This window comes from Rhodococcus sp. 06-235-1A, from assembly GCF_002258785.1.
Taxonomy (GTDB): Bacteria; Actinomycetota; Actinomycetes; order Mycobacteriales; family Mycobacteriaceae; genus Rhodococcoides.
Window position 1 is genome coordinate 146,558 of record NZ_NOYI01000011.1, and the last position, 18,733, is coordinate 165,290.

Annotated in this window: 13 protein-coding genes; 9 read left to right on the forward strand and 4 right to left on the reverse strand. The window is 60.5% G+C overall.

Going from position 1 to position 18,733, the window contains the following annotated elements:
* Nucleotides 1–121: 121 nt before the first annotated feature.
* Nucleotides 122–673, reverse strand: a complete 552-nt coding sequence (locus tag CH275_RS09980) for a TetR/AcrR family transcriptional regulator (protein WP_094677646.1) — start codon at nucleotides 671–673, stop codon at nucleotides 122–124.
* 127 nt (nucleotides 674–800) lie between these two features.
* On the reverse strand, nucleotides 801–1,760 hold the full coding sequence (locus tag CH275_RS09985) for a PucR family transcriptional regulator (RefSeq protein ID WP_179276081.1): 960 nt from the start codon (nucleotides 1,758–1,760) through the stop codon (nucleotides 801–803).
* A 675-nt stretch (nucleotides 1,761–2,435) separates the two neighbouring features.
* Here CH275_RS09985 and CH275_RS09990 point away from each other — a divergent pair.
* The 3 genes from CH275_RS09990 (at nucleotide 2,436) to CH275_RS10000 (ending at nucleotide 5,797) form a co-directional block, all read left to right on the forward strand.
* Nucleotides 2,436–3,761, forward strand: a complete 1,326-nt coding sequence (locus CH275_RS09990; protein WP_094656124.1) for an MFS transporter — start codon at nucleotides 2,436–2,438, stop codon at nucleotides 3,759–3,761.
* Between the two features lie 113 nt (nucleotides 3,762–3,874).
* Nucleotides 3,875–4,642, forward strand: a complete 768-nt coding sequence (locus tag CH275_RS09995; protein WP_094656125.1) for an SDR family NAD(P)-dependent oxidoreductase — start codon at nucleotides 3,875–3,877, stop codon at nucleotides 4,640–4,642.
* A gap of 165 nt (nucleotides 4,643–4,807) precedes the next feature.
* Nucleotides 4,808–5,797, forward strand: a complete 990-nt coding sequence (locus tag CH275_RS10000; protein ID WP_094677650.1) for an NAD(P)H-quinone oxidoreductase — start codon at nucleotides 4,808–4,810, stop codon at nucleotides 5,795–5,797.
* Between the two features lie 752 nt (nucleotides 5,798–6,549).
* Here the strand turns inward: CH275_RS10000 and CH275_RS10005 are convergent.
* Together CH275_RS10005 and CH275_RS10010 are read right to left on the reverse strand one after the other, a co-directional pair.
* Nucleotides 6,550–7,566 (reverse strand): phosphotransferase family protein, encoded by a 1,017-nt coding sequence (locus tag CH275_RS10005; RefSeq protein ID WP_094656127.1) that lies wholly within the window; start codon nucleotides 7,564–7,566, stop codon nucleotides 6,550–6,552.
* A complete protein-coding gene (locus CH275_RS10010) occupies nucleotides 7,563–8,795 on the reverse strand; it encodes an acyl-CoA dehydrogenase family protein (protein ID WP_094677652.1) in 1,233 nt (410 codons plus the stop codon). Before CH275_RS10010 ends, CH275_RS10005 begins: the two co-directional genes overlap by 4 nt.
* A 302-nt stretch (nucleotides 8,796–9,097) precedes the next feature.
* Between CH275_RS10010 and CH275_RS10015 the strand changes: the two genes are divergently transcribed.
* The 6 genes from CH275_RS10015 to CH275_RS10040 all read left to right on the forward strand — a co-directional run bounded on the left by CH275_RS10015 (nucleotide 9,098) and on the right by CH275_RS10040 (nucleotide 18,669).
* Nucleotides 9,098–10,723 carry a class I adenylate-forming enzyme family protein gene (locus tag CH275_RS10015; protein ID WP_094677654.1) on the forward strand — a complete coding sequence of 542 codons (1,626 nt, stop codon included), beginning with the start codon at nucleotides 9,098–9,100 and terminating at the stop codon, nucleotides 10,721–10,723.
* A 487-nt stretch (nucleotides 10,724–11,210) separates the two neighbouring features.
* Nucleotides 11,211–12,110: an alpha/beta fold hydrolase gene (locus tag CH275_RS10020; protein WP_094656130.1), complete on the forward strand. Its 900-nt coding sequence runs from the start codon at nucleotides 11,211–11,213 to the stop codon at nucleotides 12,108–12,110.
* Complete coding sequence (locus tag CH275_RS10025; RefSeq protein WP_094677656.1) at nucleotides 12,073–13,233, forward strand: cyclase family protein; 1,161 nt, start codon at nucleotides 12,073–12,075, stop codon at nucleotides 13,231–13,233. The genes CH275_RS10020 and CH275_RS10025 overlap by 38 nt, the downstream gene beginning before the upstream one ends.
* 75 nt (nucleotides 13,234–13,308) lie before the next feature.
* Nucleotides 13,309–14,478, forward strand: coding sequence for an alpha-hydroxy-acid oxidizing protein (locus tag CH275_RS10030; RefSeq protein WP_094677658.1), 1,170 nt, complete (start codon nucleotides 13,309–13,311; stop codon nucleotides 14,476–14,478).
* 379 nt (nucleotides 14,479–14,857) lie between these two features.
* Entirely contained in the window at nucleotides 14,858–15,733 is an 876-nt protein-coding gene (locus tag CH275_RS10035) for a fumarylacetoacetate hydrolase family protein (protein ID WP_094677660.1), read from the forward strand.
* A complete protein-coding gene (locus CH275_RS10040) occupies nucleotides 15,733–18,669 on the forward strand; it encodes an FAD-binding and (Fe-S)-binding domain-containing protein (protein WP_094677662.1) in 2,937 nt (978 codons plus the stop codon). Before CH275_RS10035 ends, CH275_RS10040 begins: the two co-directional genes overlap by 1 nt.
* Nucleotides 18,670–18,733 lie beyond the last annotated feature (64 nt).

Here is an 18,733-nt window from a genome sequence, read left to right on the forward strand (position 1 = left end):
ATCGGCGATTCAAGTTCGACACGTACCCCCCAAGGTGCTGCAGCGCCCGCGAGACCTGTGTCACGTGTACGCGCGATGCAAAACTAGACAGAAGGGGACAGCAGTGTCAAATTTACCAGGGTCAGTCCAGGGCCAGAAGCGGCACCAACCACCGTCTGAGGTATGCCCGTAGACCGCCGTCGTCGTGAATCGTCGGGTCGTCGAACAGAATGACCGACAGACCGTTCCGCGCGAACATGGCCTCGACCCCGTCGAACTTCGTCGAATCGAATTCGGGATTGCGTTCGATGTAGCCGTCGAGGAACTGACGCACCACCGGTGCTGCTCGATCCATCATGTCCGGATCGAACAACGGATTCCCATTACCCGAACGCATCAACGAATTGAGCACTGGTTCTCGGCGAATGAGACTGCGGGCAGCCACAATTGTCTCGACGACGAACTCCGTCGGCGTCTCGGCCTGATCGGACTTCTCCCGTATCCCGCCGATGACGTCGACGACGAGACCGACCATGGCCTCAGAGATCATGTCCTCACGCGTGGTGAAAATCGAATACACCGTCTGCCTCGTCACGCCCGCAGCCCGTGCCACCGCCGCGATGGTGACGTCCTCGAAGCCGGACTCGGCGATCAGCCCGAGCGTCGCATCGAGAATCTTCGGCTTCGAGCGCATCACCCGATTATGACTGCCTCATTAAGGCTGCGCCCTGCATTTCTGTGCAGCCGTCGTCGATGCCGAACCGTACGAAGGCTGTCGGCAATATGATCGATACGTTCGACGCGGACCTCCAGGGGGTGTCCTAACCGCTGGTGGTGAAGCGTCCGCCGGCCCCGGCTGGAAATTGGAACGATGCTCGCCTCGGAGCCAACAGTCTTACGGCAACCAGCAAATCCAGTACGTCGGCGAAGTTGCGCATGTCTTTGCCCGTTCGCTCCGCAATTCGGTCCAACCGGGCATATGCGGTGTTGCTATGGACGTATATTTTCGCGGCTGTAGCTTTTGCATTCAGGTTGGATTCCACATACGCGACCAACGTCACGATGTACAGGCCGTCGGCGTCGTCGTCTTCTTCTACGAAACGGTGAATTCTTGGAGTGATCAGCCTTCGCGCGGTTTCGTCGGCCCGTGTGACCAGGTACTCGAACGCGCTCAAGCTTTCCAATGAATGAACGCCTGGCACCGCGTATCTCGACGATCGAGCCATTGCGGCCTCTCTGTATGCCTTCGGTACGTCGTCGAGACTTTCGTGGACGGTACTGGTACCGAAAGACACCTGCAGGCCGTTCTGGTTCATGGCCTGCAGCACCGGGCGTAGCCGGGCGAGCAGGCTCGAACTTCCCTGGTCGGAGACGGGGAAGATGCCGACGATTTCGGTGCCACGAATCGTCACCACGCCCTGTGCACCGGCCTGTGCCGCTTGGCCGAGTGCTCGCGCGATCACTCGCTTGTCACCGGTGTCGTCGACGGTTCCCCCAACACCTACAACGATTTTGGAGGATTGGACGAATCCTGCGTCGCGCAGCGAATCCTGCCTGATTCCCATTGCAGGTGGCCGTCCGGCCAGGAGGTCCTCCACCAGATCGCGTGCTGCCCGGTCGGCGTCGGCGAGTAGGTATTGTTGGGCCTCGATATAGCTCTCCGCTGCTGCTGTGCTCCCGGCCTCGATGACCTGCATGACGTACTGGACCGATGCTGTTGCGGCCGCACTCAGTTCTGGGTGATCTGCGGTCAACTCGAGGATCATTTCCCACAATGTCATCTGACTGATTCGGAACGCTTGTAGGAAGTCTGCGAGTGGAATGTTTTGAGTAACGCGGCGCATCGAGTAGGTTGCGGCCACTTCGAACTCCGCCCGCCGGGATGGCCGCTGCTCCATCAAGCTCCGAACAAAGGTTTTGAAAACGTAGTGACAGTGAGCTGCTACATCCTCGCGCAGTGTGGAGTCCGCGTTGTTGCGGTAGCTGGGGACCTGTTCGCACACACGTGAGGCTGCACGATCGGAGATCACCTGGAGTGATTCCTCGATCTTCATCGCGAACGTGTGCACAGCTTCACGCTCTCTCTCGATCGATTCTCGCGGACTCACCAGCTTCACCGACCTCGCTCGTGTTCGACGGTTGTGCGTACGGGCGGCACCTCGTCTACAAGTCTCCGGGCCACCATGGTCCGATCACAGCGTACCCCGTTGCCCGTTCATCACGGATGACAATGTTCATCAGAGGTTTCGGGCTAGTCGACAGCGTCGTCGACGTGGAGCTGGGCGTTTGGATCACTCTTTCCGGGGTCGTTGCGGCCAGAGCACCTCTGCTTGGGGGCTGCGTAGCTCTTCGTCACCCCCTAGTGACTAGTAGGGGCCACCACTTTCCCTGTGGCCGAGTCACAGAAAAGTGGTCGCTACCTTCCGTGGCGTAGAGATACAGGTCACAGTTGCAGAATGACATCAAAGACTCTGGCTGCACCAGTGACGCATCTCAAAGATGCGCGCCGGGCGTCGATGGCGGCCGCACTTGCATCGTCGCTCGAGTGGTACGACTTCTTCATATACGGTACCGCCGCCGCCCTCGTGTTCAACAAGACATTCTTCTACACCGGCGACCCGGTCCTGTCTGCTATCAACTCGTTCGCCAGCGTGGCGGTTGCGTTCGTTGCCCGGCCGTTCGGCGGAGTGGTGGCCGGACACTTCGGCGACAAAATCGGACGCAAACCGGTCCTCGTGGCGGCCATCGTGTTGATGGCCTGCGCAACGTTCATGATCGGTCTGACGCCGGACACCGAAATCATCTGGGTGGCACCCGCTTTCCTTGTCCTCTTGCGTATTGCGCAAGGATTGGCGTTGGGTGCGCAGTGGGGCGGCGCAATGCTGCTCGCCACCGAATACGCACCCGAGAACAGACGCGGCTTCTACGGAAGTTTCGCCCAGATCGGAGTGCCGGTAGGGGTGCTGACCGGAAACCTCGTGTTCCTGTTGCTGTCCAATGCAATGGACAACGAAACCTTTTTGAGTTGGGGATGGCGGGTCCCGTTCCTGCTGAGCATTCTCATGCTCGCAGTCGGCCTGTACATCCACAAGTACCTCGAAGAGACACCGTCGTTTCGAAACGCCGAAAAGGCGATGCTGAATGCGCCGAAACAGAGTTCACCCGTGATACAGGTGATTCGCAACAATGGTTCCACCATTATTCAGGCAGCAGGAACTTTCGTCGTCATCAACGCGATTTTCTATTCGACGATCATTGCCTCGCTTCAGTATGCGGACGTTGTGCTGGGAATTTCGACCTCTCAGGTCCTTCTGCCGATCCTGGCGGGTGCCGCGGTACAGGTAGTACTCATGCCGCTCTCGGCGCTGGCATCGGATATCTACGGCCGGGTGAGGGTATACACGATCGGGATCACGCTTCTCGGACTGTGGGCGTTCCCCATGTGGTGGATCTTCAGCCAGGCGACCCCGGACAACACCCTCCCCATCTGGATCTCGATCGTTCTTGCCTCGGCGTTGATCAGTATCAGTTATGGACCCCAAGCTGCACTTTTCAGCGAGATATTCCCGGCTGCCCTGCGCTACTCGGGAGCATCCCTCGGATATCAGATCGCCACAATTGTCGGCGGCGCAACCCCGGTCATCATGGTCAGTCTCATCAACGGCGACAGCGACAACTGGTGGCGATTCTCCGCATACATCGTGGCGCTTTCCATTGTCGCCCTGATCAGCGTGGCAATGATTCATAGAAACACCACACACTCCAACCGAGAATCGGTGTAACCATCAATAGTTGCTCAACGCTTCGATGTCTGTGCGAACACCGTCAGCGCCCACGCGCCGATGGTACGACCTGACTGACACGACCAGAACAACACGCAACCGAAAGGGCTTGCATGAACTCAGCAGTGGAGCGTTTCGGCCTCGCGGGACGAGTCGCAATCATCACGGGCTCGAGTTCGGGCCTCGGGCGCGGTTTCGCACGGGCGCTCAGCGACGCCGGCGCTGCCGTCGTCCTTGCTGCCCGCAGACAGGAGCAGTTGGCGGACCTTGCCGCCGAGATTACCGTGGCTGGACGTGAAGTCCTCATCGTCACAACGGACGTGTCCAACAAGCAGGCGTGCACTGCCTTGGTTGCGGAAGCCATGGATACATTCGGACGAGTCGACGTACTGGTCAACAATGCAGGAATAGGAACGGCAGTACCTGCGCTGCGGGAAACCGAAGAGCAGTTTCGTGCCGTCATCGATGTGAACCTGATGGGGACCTATTGGATGGCGCAGGCGTGCGCCCGGGTGATGTCACCGGGTTCGGCCATCGTGAACATCGCAAGTGTTTTGGGTCTGATCAAATCCTATGCGCCACAAGCTGCCTACTCCGCCAGCAAGGCCGCGGTCATCGGCCTGACCAGAGATTTGTCCCAACAATGGTCCGGGCGACGAGGCATTCGCGTGAACGCGATCGCTCCAGGATACTTCGAGAGCGAGATGACCGCATCGATTCCCAATGAGCTGCTCACGCAATTTGTGGCACAAACATCGACACTGGGGCGACTGGGCCTGCAACACGAACTCGACGCAGCGGTGCTGTTCCTTGCCAGTAATGCCTCGTCGTATATAACCGGAATCACGCTACCGGTCGACGGTGGCATGTCCGGCCACTGATACGTCATCGATGGCTGGTCGTTGATCGATGTGCTCCGCCGGGCCTAACGCCGGACACACCTCGGATAGCGTTGTACGCCATCGGCGAGATCGGACCCATCGCGGCTCGACACAACCCAGGGCGACTGCTCTGGGTTGTCCACTGACATCGACAGAAAGACCTACATGTACGCAGTGACCATGCACGCCCACGGAGGACCGGATGTCCTGCAGTGGGCGAAGTATCGGGACCCTCGACCAGCTCCGGGTGAGGTGGTGATCGACGTTGCCGCCGCCGCGGTCAACAGAGCCGACGTGATGCAACGGCAGGGCAACTACCCACCCCCGCCAGGTGCCTCGGAGATACTGGGACTCGAATGCTCGGGAACCATTGCCGAAGTGGGCGTGGGGGTATCGCGGTGGAGCGTCGGAGACGAAGTCTGCGCTCTGTTGTCAGGAGGGGGGTACGCCGAGAAGGTAGCGGTCCCAGCGGCCCAAGTACTAAAGGTACCCGCCGGGGTCAGTGTGGTCGATGCAGCCGCGTTGCCGGAGGTAGCGTGCACGGTCTGGTCGAACCTGGTCATGTCTGCAGGTCTCGGCCCGGGGCAGTTGTTGCTGATCCATGGTGGTGCCAGCGGTATCGGCACCCATGCCATTCAGGTTGCTACCGCGCTCGGTGCGAGGGTCGCGGTGACGGCCGGATCGGCTTACAAGCTCGACAAGTGTCGTGAACTCGGTGCCGAGTTCACGATCAATTACCGAACCGATGACTTTGTCGAGGTGATGATCGCAACGGGTCCGCGGGGAGGAGCGGATATCATTCTCGACAACATGGGCGGGGAGTACTTGAAGCGGAACGTCGACGCTCTGGCATTCGACGGGCAATTGGTCGTGATCGGGATGCAAGGAGGACGAGCCGGCGAACTCGACATCGGAAGTTTGCTCGCCAAGCGGGGATCGGTGGCGGCAGCCAGTTTGCGGGGGAGACCACTCACCGGACCTTCGAGCAAAGCCGATGTCGTGTCGGCGGTTACAGCGGGATTGTGGCCGTTGATTACAGCGGGTCGGGTCGTGCCGGTCGTGCACACCAGATTGCCGATCACGGCGGCGGGCGATGCGCATGATCTTCTCGATTCGTCCGACACCGTAGGGAAGGTGATACTCACCGTCGACTAGTGACGCGCCCTGTGTGCGAGGTGAGTGTGCTACTGCGACCGATAGCGCCGACGAGCAGGTGAACACGTCCGTTTACGGGTATCCCCGCCTTTTGGCGGATGCATCACATCGAGAAGCCGGGCCGAACCAGTGCCCCGTTCGGGCATTGAGAAATGATGCAATCAGCCAGGAATAGAACGTTATTTCACTCTGGAAGAGTTCACCCATCGAGCTCGCAGCAGACATGCAGGACGTGGAATACGGTTCGCTCACGATGATCACCGAAGCCACTCGTTTTCGGCCGGGGTGATCACCGAACAGCAGGGATCGCGCGCGTTGGCCGGAGGTCTACTGCTCCGCGGATGCATGTCCGACGCGCTCGACTCCAGCGAATCGGTCATCCCCGGAACCAGAGTGGCTGCAACGAGCGAGATCTGGCCACGCCGGCGGTGCGCAGCAAAGGCAGCACTTCAGGTATTCGAAGGCGCTTTGCAGCGACGGCGCGTACGAAGCGATTACCGGCCTCATGGGCGGGGCCCGATACTCGGGCCGAAGCAGCACATTCGACCGCCGACACGACCGACAATCAGAAGTTGTAGTTGCTCGATGTCATCGCGAACTGGGTGGGTACGGCGGACGAGGAAGCTACTCCGCCACACTCGCGCGGATGGAAGCAACCATTTGGACCGGAGTTGCGTGAGCTGTTCCAGGGCAACGAAATATGACGTGATGACAGGCGGTGGAAGCTACTTCAAGATTTCCGGCCCCGCTTTTCAGCGAGCCAACGCACGCAGGCCTGTTGCGATGAACTCGCCTGTCACATCGGCGGCGTCTCCGGCTCCGTTGCCCGAGTCCGATCCCGCCAAGGCTCGGTGGGTAATTCCTTCGCCGATAACACCGAGTTTGAAGTTCGCGAGCGCTACGTAGAAGTTCCAGTGTTCGAGTTCTCGCCCGGACTCGCGGACATATTGCTCAGCGAGGTCGTTCGGGGAGGGATACCGCGGGCTTGTCCACGCGGCCTTGACGCCCAGCACGGCGTCGAAAATCGGTTGCCGGTAGGCGCACATCAGTGCGACATCAGTCAACGGATCGCCGATTGTCGACATTTCCCAATCCACCACCGCTGCAACCGATGTGACGTCGTTTTGGACAAGAATTGTGTTGTCCACTCGAAAGTCGCCGTGGACGATCGACGCCGCAGACCGCGGAGGCACGGACGCAGCCAATGCGGCGTGCAACCTGTCGACGTCGGCTAGTTCTCGAGTTTTCACACGCTGCCATTGGCGATTCCACGTGGCCACCTGCCGCGCAGCGAACCCATCGGGGCGGCCGAAATCGGCCAGTCCGACTGCGCGGTAGTCCACCGCATGCAGTCGGGCAAGGACGCGCACCAGCTCACTGGCATTTGCGTTGATCTGTGCATCGGAGAGATCTTCGAGATCGGCCTGCGAACGGATGACGCGTCCTCGTTCGAAGCCGACGATCGTCATCGGTGCTCCGAGGACTGTCCCGTCTCGATCGAATGCGACGGCAGCAGCGACGGGCACATCGGTGGGTTCGAGCGCACGGGTGACCGCCCACTCTCGAGCCATGTCATGCGCAGACGGTGTCAGTCCACTGGTCGGCGGTCTGCGTACAACCCAGGACGAGTTATCGTCGTACGCTCTGAACGTGAGGTTCGATCGGCCACCACTGATCGATTCGACCCGCAAGTCCCCGTGTAACTCGACTCCGCTGTCGAGTAGGAATTGCGTCAAGGCGCGCGTGTTCATCCCCGCGAGCTCGTTCATGCGTGCGCCTGAGACGTCGCGTGCACATTGTTGTTCACAGCTCGCTTTGCTTGTCCCACAGCACGCTTCGCGATCGCCCACCGGTGCACCTCTGATGGGCCGTCGTAGACCCTGAACGGCCGGACCTCGCGGGAGAGCCTGGCGAGAGGTAGGTCGTCGGAGACGCCGATTCCACCGCACATCTGTATTGCTCGATCGACGATGCGGAACACCGCTTCGGCACCGTACGTCTTGGCAATGGAGGTTTCGTTCCCGGCCTCGCTTCCCCGGTCGAGAAGGAAACATGCGTTCGTCAGGAGTGCGCGGGTAGCTGCGATGTCGATCTCGTTGTCGGCAACCATTTTTTGCACCATTCCGAGGTCTCCGAGCTTGCTACCGAACCCTGCCCTTTGCGCGACACGCAGGACCGCGATGTCGTGGGCTCGACGCGCGGCACCGAGCCATCGCATCACGTGGGTCATGCGCGCGGGCCCCAGTCGTACCTGCGCATAGGAGAAGCCCTCGTCCACCGCTCCGAGTACGTTCTCGTCCGGCACGAACAGGTTGTCGAAGAACACTTCGCAGTGCCCGCCGATCATCGCCTTGTCCAGCGTGCCGATGTGTCGGCCGACCTCGATCCCCGCGGAGTCGGCGGGCGCAAGGAACATCGTCGCCCCGCCGCGATTACCGGGCTGACCCGAAGTTCGGGCCATGATGATGAAGAATCCGGCTCCATCGGCTCCGGTGATCAACCACTTGTGGCCGCTGATCTTCCAGCCCCCCTCTGCTCTGACTGCCTTCGTCGTCAAAGCAGAGGGATCAGAGCCGGCACCTGGCGCTGGTTCCGTCATCGCGAAGGCGGACCGCAGTTCTCCTCGCGCGAGGGGCGCAAGAAATTGTTCTCGCTGCATCGGCGACGCGATATGGGCGAGCATGTGCACGTTGCCTTCGTCGGGCGCTGCGAGATTGAGTGCAATAGGACCGAAGAGTGAGTAACCCGCTTCCTCGAACACCGGCGCTCTGTCGCTCATGTTCAATCCGTGCCCACCGAATTCGACCGGGGCGTGGGGAGCGAAGACCCCGGCACGTTTGGCGTCCGCCTGCATCGTGATCCGCAGTTCGTCGCCGCCGGCGTCGGCGATGTTACCGAGATACCGGTCCTCGAGTGGCACCACGTAGTCACGCGTGAAATTGCGAGTCTTCTCGATCAACGTCTGGACCTCGGGTTCGTAGGTCAGGTCGATGGCCATCGTCGTCTCCTCATCCGGTACCGAGCGAACGCTCGGTCGCTCTTTCGGTCAGCGTGACACATCTCCTGCCGGCGGTCAATGCCCGCTCGCGGATGGGACATCGTCCCAAGATCATTCGCTCGCGCGACAAGTCTGCCCACAGTGGGCATTCGCGACGCCATACACGCAGATGTGTGCGGCGGTCGCCGACGCCCAGTCGTCGGCGTATTGACACTTCGAATGTGCTCCGCAACACTTCTTCTGGCACACCGAGCGAGTGATCGGTCGGTATACATCGAACACCAGAGACGACCGGAGCTCCTATGTCTTACGGACAAGCGCAATCAGAACAAACCGTCATCAGCGCTTGGCGTGAACGTGTGCGGCGGTGCCCGCAGCAACCTGCGCTCGCCTATTTCGATTTCGTTGCCACTGCAGCAGAGGTCGATTCCGCGTCCGACTCGCTGGGGGCCGTTCTGGAAGACAGGGGTGTTTCTCGGGGCGAGCGAGTGGGTATCTACCTTCAGAACGTGCCACAGTATGCGGTGGTCCTTCTTGCCCTGTGGAAGATCGGTGCAGTGCCGCTGGTGCTCAATCCGATGTACCGTGGTCGAGAATTACGGGTGATCATCGATGATGCTGAGCCGATGGCTCTCGTCTGCGACGAGGCCGATCTCGATCTCATCGGCCCTGCGCTTCGCGCAAGCAGTGTGCAGTTCGTTCTCAGCACGTCCGGTCTCGATTATCAAAGCCGCAACGACCCCCGTGTATTCGCACGTCGGCAGCGTTTGTCACCGAGGCCGGAGGACGATCTGATCGGTTTGATTCAGGCCAACGAGCACCGGCACCCCGCCCAGTACGATGTCACCGGGAAAGACCTCGCGCTGTTGGCCTACACATCGGGAACGACGGGTCCGCCCAAAGGCGCGCTGATCTCGCACGCGAATCTCTTTGCCACCGCCGCCGACTTCGGTGAAGTCGCAGGGGTGAAGGACGGTGACGTCGTCTTCGCGATCGCGCCGCTGTTTCACATCACTGGTGCGACCCTGAATGCAGCGCTTTCCCTCGTACGAAACTGCCTTCTCGTTTTCGCCAATCGATTCAACGCAGCCGTCACATTGGATGCGTTCGTCGAACACGCCGTTACGTACACGATCGGTTCGATTACGGCCTTCAACGCGCTCTCTCAGGTCCCGGGAGTAAGCAACACAGAGTTCGCGTCCATCAAAGCCCTCTATTCGGGCGGCGCACCTATACCCCCGTCCACGGTCGAGCAGTTCGAGAAGCGGTTCGGATGCTACATTCACAACGCCTACGGAATGACCGAGACCACAGCCGGCGTGATTGCAGTGCCGCCAGGCCGCCGGGCCCCCGTCCATGGCCCCAGTGGATCCCTGTCGGTGGGGGTTCCACTACCTCGTGTGAGCCTGCGGACAGTCGACCCGAACGGTCAACCTACTCCAGCCGGAACCGCGGGCGAGCTCGAGATCCGTGGCCCCCAAGTCGTAACAGGTTACTGGCGAAACCCGTCCGCTTCCGCCAGCACAATGCCCGAAGGTCGTTTACGCACAGGCGATGTCGCGATCATCGACGACCTAGGCTGGGTGTATCTCGTCGATCGACTCAAAGATCAAATCAACGTCTCCGGCTACAAGGTGTGGCCACGGGAAGTGGAAGACACCCTTTACGAGCATCCCGCAGTCTTCGAAGTCGCAGTCGTCGGCCAACCCGACAATTATCAGGGCGAAGCCGTCACCGCTTATGTCTCGCTTCGCGACGGCACAACGGCCACACCGGAGGAGTTGATCGCGTTCACGCGGGATCGTCTCGCCGCATACAAGCGTCCGCGAACCGTATATGTGATCGACGCACTCCCCAAAACACACACGGGCAAAATTCGTCGAGCCGACCTCAAGCACACAGGGACGCCGCTCGTCGAGAACATATGAGCTTGTCCGACCCGAGCTCGAGACGGAGAATTGCGCGTACCCTGCCCACTTCCTTTCGATGCTCTGCCGACGCAACGCGACAGTCAATCATGTTGAACCGTACACACTTCCGCCGCAAGTACATCGGCAAGGAGCGTCCGGCACTCACGGAAAATCGGACTTCGGGTCGCCCGACCGCCGGCGTCCGGCACCGAGCGGGCAGGCCCCGTTACGCAAGCATTGCCCCCGGGGTTCCCGCGATGCCGCGCACGTCGCCTTCGCTCGATGGCACGTGTAGACGCGAATCGATCGACCGCGTCCCGCTGAAGCCGGTCAGTGCGTCCTGCCGCCGAAGCCCACATCACTGCAATTAGAAGTCGAGCAATTCGACTTGACACGCCCTGCAGACGCCCGTCCCCACGTGAACCGAGAGACCTCAGGATTGGACGCCCGGCTGGCAACTGCATGCTTCCTTGACCCATCAAAGTATATAAAGTAGAAAGTACAGATGGCTACTGTCGAAGAAGCGGACGCATTCGGAGACGTGACGCTCGAGCACCACACGATCACCGCGAACGGCATCGCGCACCACGTGGTGACCGCAGGCTCCGGACCACCCGTCTACTTACTCCACGGATTCCCCGAGACCTGGTTCGGGTGGCGAAAACAGATCGCAGTCCTGGCAAAGACGTACACAGTGATCGCTCCGGACCTGCGTGGATACGGAGCAACGGACAAACCCGCCACCGGCTACGACAAGCGAACCATGGCAGCCGACGTCGTCGCCATAATGGACGCACTCGGACACGAGAAGATCGCCCTGGTAACACATGATCGCGGCTCCCGCGTGGGCACCAGATTCGCGAAGGATCACCCCGACAAGCTCGATCGACTGGTGGTGATGGACAACATTCCCACTCGCATCGTGGCAGAGACCTACGACGTGGCCAAAGCAAACGCCGGCTACTGGTTCTTCACATTCCTCGCGGTTCCCGATCTACCCGAAACCTTGATTGCAGGAAAAGAACGCGAATTCCTGACCTACTTCTACCGCACGTGGTCGTACAACCCGGAAATGCTCACGCCCGCAGAGATCGACGTCTACGTGCGGGCCTACCAGCAGCCCGGAACAGTCCGGGGTTCTTGTGCGGATTACCGCGCTGCAGCGGAGGACGTCGCGCAGGACGAGCAAGACCTCGACACCCTCATACAATGCCCTCTTCTGAGTATGTGGGGTGAAGACTTCGCGGCGGTGGGCGGCGCGTACGACGTCGCGGCCATCTGGCAATCGATGGGCACGAACGTACGCACAGTGGCCATTCCGCGCTGCGGCCACCTGTGCCACGAAGAACGACCCGACGTGGTCAACCATGAGTTACTCGAATTCCTCCACGGATGGACAGGCTGACCCGCTGCCGACATCTCGGCCCAGTCTCAGCTCGCACCGCTTTTGGGGCTCGAACGCAGCCTGGAAACGTAAATTCGGCCGACCGAATACCCGCACGAATACCCGCACGAATACCCACAGTATCGACACAGAGAGCGAAGTGCTGAAAAAAATGACCGACTTCGATTTTCCATCCAAAGACACAGTCCTCGGCTACTACGATTCGCTGTCGAACTGGGGCCGATGGGGCGAGAACGACAGACTCGGCACGTTGAACTTCATCACACCCGAGGTCCGTAAGAAAGCCGCTGCTCTGATCAGCAGCGGCCAGGTGATCTCGCTCTCGCAGAACCTGGATCCCAACAACCCGGACCCACTGGGTGCGGGAATGGGAAATATCCAACGCTTCATGCAGCTCGGCGAGGTGTCACACATTGCGAATCAAAAGGTCCAAGCAGATGCGGTGACCGATTTTATCGGCATTGAAGCCCATGGCTCGAACACGCACTTGGATGGGCTCGGACATTACGCATGGAAAGGTCGAAACTACAATGGATTCGACGCATCCGAGACCAATTCGATCGACGGCTCGCAAGCGTTGTCCATCCACCAAGCCGAGCATGGAATCGTCAGCTCAGCTGTCATACTGGATATCTGCGGACTGCACGGTGTCCAGTGGCTCGAAACCTCCTATGCCATAACCCCGGATGATCTCCTCGCCGCCGAGAAGCGACAAGGGGTCACCGTAGAACCCGGTGACGTACTGCTGGTGCATACCGGCCATGTGGCAAAGATACGGGCCAACGGACCGGCCCCGGTATCCAGCGCGGACACCCCAGTTCCGCCGGGCGCGGGCTTACATGCCAGCTGCCTCCCGTTCTTGCATGACCGGGGCGTCTCCGCACTCGGCTCCGATACCGTGCAAGACGTCCAACCATCCGGATACGACGACTGGGATCTGTTCAGGCCGATCCACTCCATCGGAATCGTAGCCCTGGGGCTGTGGCTGATCGACAACATGGACCTCACCGAGGCGGTAGACAAATGCCGAGAGGTCGAGCGCTGGAAACTATTCTTCGCCCTTCTACCATGGAAAATGGTGGGCGTCACCTCGGCGGCGACCAACCCCGTTGCAATCTTTTGACCTTTTTCAAATAGACGAAGCCTATCGATCCTTCTATCGAACATCGACCCTTTGGAATTCACAGAAAGTCGACGCATGGCTAATTACGGCGAGTACCAGAAAACCTTTTATCGCACAGGTTCCGAAAGCCCCACGTCCCCCCAATCGCTGCCCTTCAAATACGCTGATCTCGAGAGGCAAGCACTCGACCTGCTCGACCCCAAGGTGGTCGATTATGTTTTCGGCGGTGCCGGTGATGAGCACACCCAGCGACAAAATGTTTCGGTATTTGAGGAGAAGTGGGGAATTGTCCCTCGGATGCTCAATGACGCCGCCGATCGCGATCTATCGATCGAAGTCTTCGGGCGCACGTTCCCCACGCCGATATTCCTTGCGCCCATCGGGGTCATCGGAGTCATGTCGGAAGACATGCACGGCGATCTCGCAGTGGCACGCGCGGCGTCGGAGACAGGCGTCCCTATGATGTCGGCGACCCTATCCATGGACCCTTTGGAAGTAGTTGCGAAAGAATTCGGCGGTACTCCAGGGTTCTTTCAGCTGTACACATCCAGTGATCGTGAACTCACTGAAAGTCTCGTCCGCCGTGTGGAGGCTGCCGGCTACACAGCAATTGCCCTCACCGCCGACACGCGCGCCCAGGGATGGCGCCCTCGGGATTTAGCGCAAGGAACAATACCGCAGTACCGAGGCTTGTGCTTGGAAACATATTTCTCGGATCCGGTCTTCAGATCCCGATTGAGTAAGCCGCCGGAGGAGGATCTGAACGCGGCGATTGTCCATTGGATGAGCATTTTCACGAATCCAACGTTGAGTTGGACGGAGGTGGAATGGATCAAGTCCCTGACGAAGTTGCCTGTGATGGTCAAGGGGATCTGTCATCCCGACGACGCTCGCCGTTCCCGAGACGCCGGCCTCGATGGAATCTATGTAACCAACCACGGCGGCCGTCAAGTCAACAATGCACCTGCTCTCGAATTTTTGCCCGCCGTGGTGGATGCAGCCGACGGATTACCGGTCCTTTTCGATTCCGGCGTCCGCAGCGGAGTGGATGTGGTCAAGGCACTGGCGTTGGGCGCGACGGCGGTGGGAATCGGACGTCCGTACGCGTACGGTCTCCCTATCGCAGGTACGGATGGGGTCGTGCACGTACTTCGCAGCATCCTGGCTGAAACTGACTTGACCATGGGCATCAACGGTTATGCGCGCATAGCAGACCTCAACCGAGATTCTTTGATAGCGCTGTGACAATCTGCTGTGCACCGATCCCCCCAGCCGACCGGTACGCCGCCGCCAGCCCGCGTTTGCTTGGTGGTGACGTACCGGTCGCCGCGGGGCTGCGCAGGGGATGGATGAGCACCGTCGATGGGGCCGACCGCCTCGGTCTCGTCGCATAGCGACCTCCGCTTCGAGCTCTCCCCGTCCGTAGCTGGTCGTAAACCAGACCGCCCGCCCACTACAGGTCGAAAACCTGCTCGCACAACGCAGAATCGATTGACCATGCACAAGCAACAACCTCAACTGGTTGCTACCGACACTGCGGGAGTGGACACATGAGACAACACAACGATAAAGCAGTCGCCAGTCACGCTGCTGCGTTCGGTTCCGGCGACCGGGACTTTGCCTGATGCGCTTCGTGAGATTCGGCCCTGCCGGCCGTGAACGGCCCGGAATGATGTTGTCGAGCGACAAGGCTGCGGATCTGTCATCGCTGGTGGGGGACGTCACCGGCGAGTTCCTCGGAGACCTACCGATCGCCGAACTTACCGCCGCGGCATCGGGTTCCGTCCCGGTCATAGACCTGAAGGGTATTCGACTCGGCCCTCCGATCACGCGACCGTCGGCGATTTACGCGGTAGGTCTGAACTACCGCGATCACGCCGAAGAAACGGGAATGGACTGCCCGACACAACCTATCGTCTTCGCCAAGGCTCCCAACTCCGTATGCGGATCGACCGATGATGTCGTATTGCCCCGCACTGCCCGGCGCGGAGACTGGGAAGCCGAACTCGGAGTGGTGATCGGCCGAACCGCTTTCGAGTTGTCGTCGCTCGATGAGGCTGCCAGAGTGATCGGTGGATATGTCGCCGCCAACGACGTCTCGGAGCGAGACTTGCAGCTCGGGGGAGGCGGACAGTGGTTGCCCGGAAAATCTTTCCCTACAGCCTGCCCGCTCGGCCCGTGGCTGGCCACTCCTGACGAGGTCACAGACCTGTCCGCCTTACGTGTCCACTTGACGGTCAATGGCGAAACCAAACAAGATGGAACAACCGCAGACATGATTTTCACGGTGCCCGAGCTCGTCTTCCGCCTCAGTCAGTATCTCCGCTTCGAGGCCGGCGACCTCATCGTCACCGGAACCCCTGCTGGAGTCGGAATGGGTAGAACACCCCCGGAATATCTAGCCGACGGGGATCTGATCGAACTGTCCATCACTCATCTCGGCACTTTGCGGAACACCGTTCGTATCCCTGCCCCGCACCCGACTTCAGGAAGACTCTGATGCCGCCGATCTCGTTGAAAGTTCTGCGCTCGATACAAGCACGCGCCGGACTGGGCCCGCACACAGATCACGGGACAGATCGACGAAATTTTCCTGATCGGGTACACGGCGCAGCATCGGCTGCTTTGGTCGCCGAACTTGTCGAGACTCTCGGCGATCAGGTACTCGGCGAGGTACTCGACCTCGCCCGCTACGCAAGCGATGCAAGCCCCTACCGAATGATTCCCAGTGCCGTGGTCGTTGCCGAAGACCTCGATACCGTGATCGGTGTACTCGCGTACGCACATACGCACCGTCGGTCGGTGGTCTTTCGGGCTGCGGGAACCAGTTTATCCGGACAATCGCAGACCGACGACCTTCTCGTCGACGTTCGCAAGCATTGGGGCGGATTCGAGATCCTCGACGACGGTAAGACCGTACGGGCACGACCGGGCGCGATCATCGGCCACATCAACGCCGCCCTCAAGAAACACCAACGGGTCCTCGGGCCCGATCCTGCGAGCAGCAACGTTGCATGCGTGGGAGGCGTCGTGTCCAACAATGCCAGCGGAATGGCCGCCGGTACTGCCCACAGTTCGTACGCCACCGTTCGCTCGATGACTCTGGTGCTGCCCAACGGCACAACTGTCGACACAGCAGCCCCGGATGCCGAACGTCGATTCCATGACGCCGCACCCGAGCTCGCCGCCGGGCTGCTGACGATCCGTGACCGTATTCGAGCCGACACCGAACTCGCAACACGTCTGCGGCACAAATACGAGATCAAGAACACCAACGGATATCGCCTCGTGGCATTCCTCGATGCCGACTCGCCGCTGGAAATCTTTCGTCGACTCGTCATCGGTTCGGAAGGAACCCTCGCGTTCATTGCCGAGGTGGTTTTCGACACTGTTCAACTTGGGGCTCTGCACACGACGGCACTGCTGCTGTTCCCCGATCTTCGAGGTGCAGCCGACGCCGTCGAGCACTTCGTCGCAGCAGGTGCCAGAGCCGTCGAGTTGATGGACGCGCCGACCCTACGTTTGTCCGCCGACAAACCGCGCGCTCCTGCTTCGTGGGCAACACTGACAGACCGGTGTGCCTCGCTCCTCGTCGAGTTCCGTGCCGCCGACACTCGATCCGTGGCCGAAGTACAGTCGCGCGCCCAATCGATCGTCGATGGTCTCGTCTTGCTTGAGTCTGCCGAGTTCACCTCCGACGACGATCTCGCCGAATTCTATTGGTGGGTACGCGGCAGTCTCATGGCCGGTCTCGGCGCAAGCCGACCTCCCGGTACGACTCTGATCGTCGAGGACGTATGTGTCAGACCCGAACACCTGGCCGAGGCCAGTCGCGCCATAGCAGCCTTGCAAGGCCACTACGGTTACCCGCCTGGAGTCGCGGGCCACGCATCCGCCGGAAACCTGCACTTCATTCTCGCGCTGGACGCAAGCTCGGCAGCCGACCGAACTCGCTACGAAGCATTCATGGACGACCTCGCGCATCTGGTCGTCGACCGCTTCGACGGCTCATTGAAAGCAGAGCACGGAACGGGCCGGAACATGACACCGTTCCTTGAACTGGAATGGGGCCGCGCGGTCGTCGATCTGATGTGGAAGATCAAGAGTTTGGCAGATCCGCACATGGTTCTTGCGCCCGGAGTGATGCTCAACCGCGACAATACAGCCAACATGTCCAATCTCAAGACCATGCCTGCGATCGAGACGATCGCGGACGCCTGCTTCGAATGCGGCTTCTGCGAGCAGGTATGCCCAAGCCGCGACATCACCACCACTCCGCGTCAACGCATTTCGCTCCGCCGCGAGATGGAGCGTCACCCGCACGGCTCACCGACGTTGGACACCCTTCTGCGGCAATACGAGTACGACGCCGTGCAGACCTGCGCCGGTGACAGCTCGTGCGCTGCGGCATGTCCGGTCGGTATCGACACCGGAGCACTGATGAAAGACTTCCGGACAGCGTCCAACACACCCCACGCCTCCCGGGTAGCAGTTTCGATGGCGCGGCATTGGTCACTCGTCGAACGCGTCGCTCGGACGACGTTGCGCATCGGTGCAAGGATGGGAACCCGTCGAATGACAGTGTTGACGGCGCTGGCCAGACGAGCAGTCGGCAACGAACTGGTGCCGTCATGGATCGACGCCATGCCTACAGCTGCCCCGTCGATGCCCTCGACAACCCGTTCGGGGGCGCACGCGGTGTATCTTCCAGCGTGCATCAATCGGATCTTCGGGCCATCGCCGAACGGCGACGACGAGCATGTCGTGGCCGCGCTCACCGAAGTTTCGGCCCGGGCAGGGAAGCCCGTCTGGATTCCCGACGACGTAGCCGGGACATGCTGCGCCACAGTGTGGCATTCCAAGGGTTATACCGACGCCAATACGTACACAGCACGACAACTCGTCGACGATCTCTGGCGGTGGAGCGAGCAGGGGCGGCTTCCCATCGTGGTGGATGCAACCTCGTGCACGTTGGGAGTGAGCCGCGAGATTTTGCCATACCTGGACGAGAAACGCCGCATGCACCACACTCGACTACAGATCGTGGACTCTCTGACGTGGGCGGCGAAGCACCTCCTGCCGACTTTGCGCGTGAGCGCGCCGTTGTCATCGATGGCGGTCCACCCCACCTGCTCAGCACGCACCCTCGAACTCGGTGCTGATCTTATGACGATCGCGGCCGCCCTCGCCGAGACCGTCGACGTTCCGGCCTCGACCACATGCTGCGGCTTCGCGGGCGATCGCGGGTTTCTACATCCCGAGCTCACCGAGTCGGCCACACGCGCAGAGGCTGCCGAGGTAATCCTGGCAGGTAGCGCGGCAGTGACGTCGTCCAACCGAACATGCGAGGTCGGGTTGGAACATGCGACGGGACGCACCTACGAATCGATCGTCGTCGCACTCGCACGCGCCACCCGCACGCCCTCGGAGCGATAAAGAGCGAGCACTATCATCGAACGACGGCCGTACATCCGGCCAAGCGACGATCGGAGAGGACTGG